The 5,696-nt window shown below is 60.8% G+C and carries 2 protein-coding genes and 4 pseudogenes; all 6 read right to left on the minus strand.

Translation table 11 applies throughout. The features are described from left to right. Nucleotides 1–137: pseudogene (locus tag HT737_RS31675) on the minus strand (ABC transporter permease); the annotation flags it as partial. A gap of 133 nt (nucleotides 138–270) precedes the next feature. After that, nucleotides 271–1,674: pseudogene (locus tag HT737_RS03560) on the minus strand (ABC transporter substrate-binding protein). Nucleotides 1,675–1,907: 233 nt separating this feature from the next. After that, nucleotides 1,908–2,153: a ferredoxin family protein gene (locus tag HT737_RS03565; protein ID WP_042559450.1), complete on the minus strand. Its 246-nt coding sequence runs from the start codon at nucleotides 2,151–2,153 to the stop codon at nucleotides 1,908–1,910. 25 nt (nucleotides 2,154–2,178) lie between these two features. Next, nucleotides 2,179–3,910, minus strand: a pseudogene (locus HT737_RS03570) (fumarate reductase/succinate dehydrogenase flavoprotein subunit). Beyond that, complete coding sequence (locus HT737_RS03575; protein ID WP_041062347.1) at nucleotides 3,907–4,659, minus strand: GntR family transcriptional regulator; 753 nt, start codon at nucleotides 4,657–4,659, stop codon at nucleotides 3,907–3,909. Before HT737_RS03575 ends, HT737_RS03570 begins: the two are co-directional and overlap by 4 nt. Before the next feature lie 186 nt (nucleotides 4,660–4,845). Beyond that, a pseudogene (locus tag HT737_RS03580) lies at nucleotides 4,846–5,696 on the minus strand (Gfo/Idh/MocA family protein); the annotation flags it as partial.

Raw genomic sequence — 5,696 nt, forward strand, 5'->3', positions numbered from 1 at the left:
ACCGCCAATGGGGTGGGCACGTTGGCGAAAGTGACCAGACCGAGATTCCAGTGGTGGCTGGCGGCGAGTTGCCAGAACAGCAGGCAGAGCAGCAACGACGCCGTTCTTGGAATCCAGCGTAAATAGGATCGGTACACAATTCTTCCTCTCAACCGAGATCCCCTATAGGAGCTGCCGAAGGCTGCGATCTTTTGACTTGGATTTTAAAAAAGCAAGATCAAAAGATCGCACCTTCGGCAGCTCCTACAGAGAGACGCGGTGTTCTTCGGGTTAGCGGGCAGCTACGGCCTGGGTTGTGGCATCGATAAAGTCGAAAACCTTGCCGCCCTGCGCCGCCGCATAGTGCTGCGCCTGGCCCTTGAGCAGGAACGCACTCAACCGCCCCTTGGCATCACTGGCAAACCACGCCTGATCGGCGAGCAACTTGATCCCGCTGTCACTGGCCTGGGCATACACCGCGCGGATGTTTTTGCTTCCTGCTTCAACGCGGCCAGCGCAGTGAAAGCGGATTCGGCGGAGGTGTACTGGCGTACTTTGTCTTCACCGCGCACCCAGATTTCGGCGACGTGGCTAAAGTCCGTGATGGCTTTGCCAGTCGCCGCATCCACGGCTTTCAACGGCGTTTGCGCGTAGTTGGTGAGTTGCGCGCTGTAGTCCAGGTTCGACGCCTTGAAGGCGGCGCGGATGTACTGATCGTCGATGAAGGTGTTGAGGTCGAGGCCGCGATCGGCTTTCTTCAGCAGCTTCAAGGTGTCGATCGCCGTCCCCACGGCCTGGCGGTATTCCGGCTTCCAGCTCAGGTCGCGGGTCTGCACGCCCAGCGGGCCGTGGAACAGGTAGTTGACCTCGGCATCGACGCCGGTGACCTTGGCGATCAGCTCGCTGTACTTCTCCGGCTCAGCAGCCAGCAACTGGTTGGCCTCGATGCTTGCGCGCAGGTAGGCGATGACGATTTCCGGGTACTGTTTCGCATAGGCCTGATCGACCAGTGCGCCATGAAAAGTCGGCGCATTGGCCTGGGCGCCGTCGTAGATCTTGCGGGCGAAACCACGGCTGGGGAACAGTTCGGCGAACGGCACGAAGTCGGCGTGGGCGTCGATCTTGCCGGCCTGCAACGCGGAGCCGGCGACTTCCGGTGGCTGGGCGATGATGTTCACGTCCTTGAGCGGGTCCCAGCCCTGCTCCGCCACCGCGCGCAGCAACATGCCGTGGGCGGTTGAAGCAAAGGGCACCGAAATGGTCTTGCCCTTGAGCTCGCTCAGCGCCTGCACCCCGGACGCGCTCGGCACCACGATGCCGTTGCCGCTGCCCTTGATGCTGCCCGACAGCACGCTGATGAACAGGCTGTGCTTGCCGGCGGTTTCGAACGCCACCCCGTTGAATGCGCCGGGGAAATCGGCCATGGCGCCGAAATCGAGTTTGCCGGCGACCATCTCGTTGGTCAGCGGCGCGCCGCTGGTGAAGTTTTTTCCACTGCACATCGTACTTCGCGTCTTTGTAGGCGCCGTCGTGCGGCAGGTATTTGTCGAGCAGGCCGAGCTCACGAATCAACAGGCCACCGGCGGCGCAGTTGATGGTGGTGTCCTGGGTGCCGATGGCAATGCGGATGGTTTCGGCCGAGGCCGACAGGGTGAATGAAGCCAGTACCAGACCGGCGAGTGCTGCACGCAACATGGTGTGTTTCCCCTCGAATCATTGATTGGATGTTCGTCTCCGCCGCGATCAGGGCGCGGTGGGAAACGAGGGGGTTTCGGTTTTTCCAGCGTCCGGGTGTTCCGGATGGCTTATGGCTTGCCACAAATCCCCTGTAGGAGCTGCCGAAGGCTGCGATCTTTTGATCTGGATTTTGATTTTAAAAAACAAGATCAAAAGATCGCAGCCTTCGGCAGCTCCTACAGGGGGCGGGGTCACCGCAGTAAATAAGGGATGTCGACCTTTACGGCACCGGTCGGGCAATCCTTTTCACAGGGCATGCAGTACCAGCATTCATCGAACGCCATGTAGGCCTTTTGTGTGGCCGGGTTGATCGCCAGCAGGTCCATCGGACAGACGTCGACGCACACGGTGCAGCCCTTGTCGGCGATGCATTTGTCCTCGTCCACGGTGACCGGGGCGTTGGAGCGGAAGAAGATTTCCTGGGCTTGATAGGCCATGGTTCGGACTCTCTCTGGTGATGCATCAAGCGGCAAAAGCGCCCACTCGCAAGCGGTCGTAAGCCTGCATGTCTTCGGCATCGAGCGCGATGATGTAAGGCTCGACGGGTTTCTTGAAACTGGTCATTCGGCCGTCGTCACCCTTCTTCAGGTGGCAGTGGCAGAACCATTCGCTGTCGTTGCGCTGCGGATGATCGACGCGGTAGTGGTACAGGCCCCAGCGACTCTCGGCGCGGAACAGCGAGGCGCGCGCGGCCATTTCGGCGCAGTCACGGATCACGCTGGTTTCCATGGCGCGCATCAATTCGTGGGCGTTGTTGGCCTTCATCTGCCCAAGGTCGCGTTCGATGTCGCTGAAGCGCTGCAAGCCGATCTGCATTTTTTTTGGTCACTTTCGGCGGTTGCAGGTAGTCGTTGACGAAGCGTCGCAGCTTGTACTCGACCTGCGCCGGAGGCAGACCGTGTTCACGATCCAGCGGCGCGTAGACCCGCGCTTTCTCCGTTTCGATCTGCACGGCGTCCAGCGTCGAGAACTCGCGCCCGGCGACGAAATCCGCCGCGTTCTGCCCGGCGAACCAGCCGTAAGTGAACGCGCCGAGCATGTAGTTATGCGGCACGGCGGCCATGTCACCGGCCGAGTACAAACCTTTGACCGAGGTCTCGGCGCGCTCGTTGACCCACACCCCGGACGCCGAATGACCGCTGCAAAAGCCGATCTCGGAGATGTGCATCTCGACCATCTGCGTGCGGTAATCGGTGCCGCGATTGGCGTGAAACTGGCCGCGACTCGGGCGTTCGTTGCTGTGCAGGATCTCTTCGATGTTCTGGATGGTTTCCTCGGCCAGGTGATCGAGTTTGAGAAACACCGGGCCGTTGCCGCTTTCCAGTTCCTGGTGGAACTCCCACATCATCTGCCCGCTCCAGTAGTCGCACTCGATGAAGCGTTCGCCCTTGTTGTTGGCGGTGTAGCCGCCGAGCGGGCCGGTGACGTAGGCGCAGGCCGGGCCGTTGTAATCCTTGATCAACGGGTTGATCTGGAAGCACTCGAGGTTCGCGAGTTCGGCTCCGGCGTGATAGGCCATGGCGTAGCCGTCGCCGGCATTGGTCGGGTTTTCGTAGGTGCCCATCAGGTAACCCGAGGACGGCAGCCCCAGGCGACCGGCCGCGCCGCAGGCGAGGATCACTGCTTTGGCCTTGATCACATGGAAGTCGGCGTTGCGGCAGTCGAAACCCATCACGCCGTTGACCGTGCCCTCCTCGTCGGTCAGCAATCGGGTGCAGACGAGGCGATTGGTAATGCTCACCCGCGCCCGTTTCAACTGGCGGTAAAGGACTTTCTTGATGTCGTGCCCTTCCGGCATCGGCAGCACGTAGGCGCCCATGTGGTGGACTTTTTTCACCGCGTAATCGCCGGTCTCGTCCTTCTCGAACTTCACCCCCCAGCGATCCAGCTGTTCGATGGTTTCAAAGCTGTGAGTGGCGTAGGCGAACACCGCGGCCTGATTGACGATGCCGTCGTTGGCGATGGTGATTTCCTTGGTGTACTGCTCCGGCGTCGAGTGCCCGGGGATGATCGCGTTGTTCAGGCCGTCCATGCCCATGCTGATCGCGCCGCTGCGCTTGACGTTGGCCTTGTCCACCAGCAACACGCGCAAATCACGGTTCTTTTCTTTGGCCTTGATCGCCGCCATCGGCCCGGCAGTGCCGCCGCCGATCACGACGATGTCGTATTCCTGCTCCAACGTGTTGCGCGTCATGCCTGCTCCCCTTTTTGCCGGTCGATCCGCAGGCGGTACTGGAACGCATCGCCACGGTAGTAAAGGTGTTCGAAGTCCAGCGGCTGGCCGTCGGCGTCGTGGGTCAGGCGCTCAATGCGCATGATCGGCGAGCCGGCCTCGACGTTCAGCGCCTGGGTCAAATCGCTGTCGGCCAGTACCGCGTCGATCGCCAGATCCGCGTGGCCGAGGGCAATGCCGCAGTCGTTTTCCAGAATCAGGAAGATGTCGCGCGTCACCAGATCCGCCTTCTCCAGGCGCTCGCCGATGGCTTTGGGCAGGTAGGTGATTTCCAGCGAAATCGGTTCACGGTTGATCAGGCGGACGCGTTTGATCTGCGCCACAGTCTCGCCTTCCGCGACCTGCAGGCGCTCGGCCACACGTTTGTCGGCAGGAATGAATTTGAAGCTGCGCAGGCGGTTGATCACCTCGTAACCGCGCCCGGTCATGGACTCGGCGAGGCCTTGCAGGCTGCTGACGTTCTGGAAGGTTTTCGGCTTGGCGACGAACGTGCCTTTGCCGTGGATCTTGAAGATCAGCCCTTCTTTCTGCAGATCGCCCAGTGCCTGACGCACGGTGATGCGGCTGACTTTGAACAGCGCGCCGAGCTCGCTTTCGGAAGGCATTTGGCTGTCTTGCGGGTATTCGCCGTCAAGAATGCGGGCGCGCAGCACGTCGCGCAGTTGCGTGTGCAGCGGGACACTTGCCAGGGACAGTACGTTATCGGTCATCACGGAATCACTTGTCATAACGAGTTATGACGTGATCTTAGAGACGTTATGACAAGCTTGAGAAATATTGTTTGGGCATAACCTTAGACGCGCTGTTGAAAAGCAAAGATCGCAGCCTTCGGCAGCTCCTACAGTTTGAAAATGCGATCCCCTGTAGGAGCTGCCGAAGGCTGCGATCTTTTGACTTTAGCGTTTGAGGATCTGATCCATCACCCAGTCGGTCTTGACGGCTTGCTCGGCGACGGCCGGATGCTGCGAATCGCCCCGAATATGCGCATTCATGCCGAGCACGTGGTGCCACTGAATGTGCTCGTGATGCGGGATCTCCAGGCTGATCTGCTCATCGGCGAATAGCTGCACCGGATGTTCGTCAAACACGGAGAACACGATGCGCCCCTGACTGCCGATCATCTCCACGCGGTCCTCGCGCCGATCCGCGACAAAACTCCAACAGCCCATGCCCAGCGCTCCAGAGGCGAAGCGCCAACTGGCACTGACCGCGTCTTCCGCCGCATACAACCCGGCTTGCCGGGCGGTGAAACCGGCGACTTCAACGATGTCGCCGAGCAGGTACTGAAACAGGTCAAAACCATGGCTGGCCAGATCGGCAAAGTAGCCGCCACCGGCGACGCTCGGGTCGGTTCGCCAATTGGCGCTACCGTCCAGATCCGCTGCGAGGGGGCTTTGGTCAGCGTCCAGCTCAGGTGTCGTACCTCACCGATGCGGCCCTGCGCCAGCCATTGCCGCACTTGAGCAAAACGCGGCAACGACCGGCGGTAGTAGGAAACGAACAGGTGCAGACCGGCGTCGGCAAACGCCTGCTGCATCTCGCGGCTTTGCCCGGCGTTGAGCGCCATCGGTTTTTCGACGCAGCAATGCTTGCCGGCGGCAGCGACTTTCAGGCTGTAGGCGTGGTGGCTGTCGGGTGGCGTGGCGATGTACACCGCGTCCACCTCGGGGTCGTTGATCAGCGCATCGACATCGGTGTAGATCCGGGCGATGCCATGGCGCGCCGCGTAATCGCTCACCGCTTCGAG

It is taken from the genome of Pseudomonas sp. MD195_PC81_125, from assembly GCF_014060985.1.
Lineage (GTDB): Bacteria > Pseudomonadota > Gammaproteobacteria > Pseudomonadales > Pseudomonadaceae > Aquipseudomonas > Aquipseudomonas parakoreensis.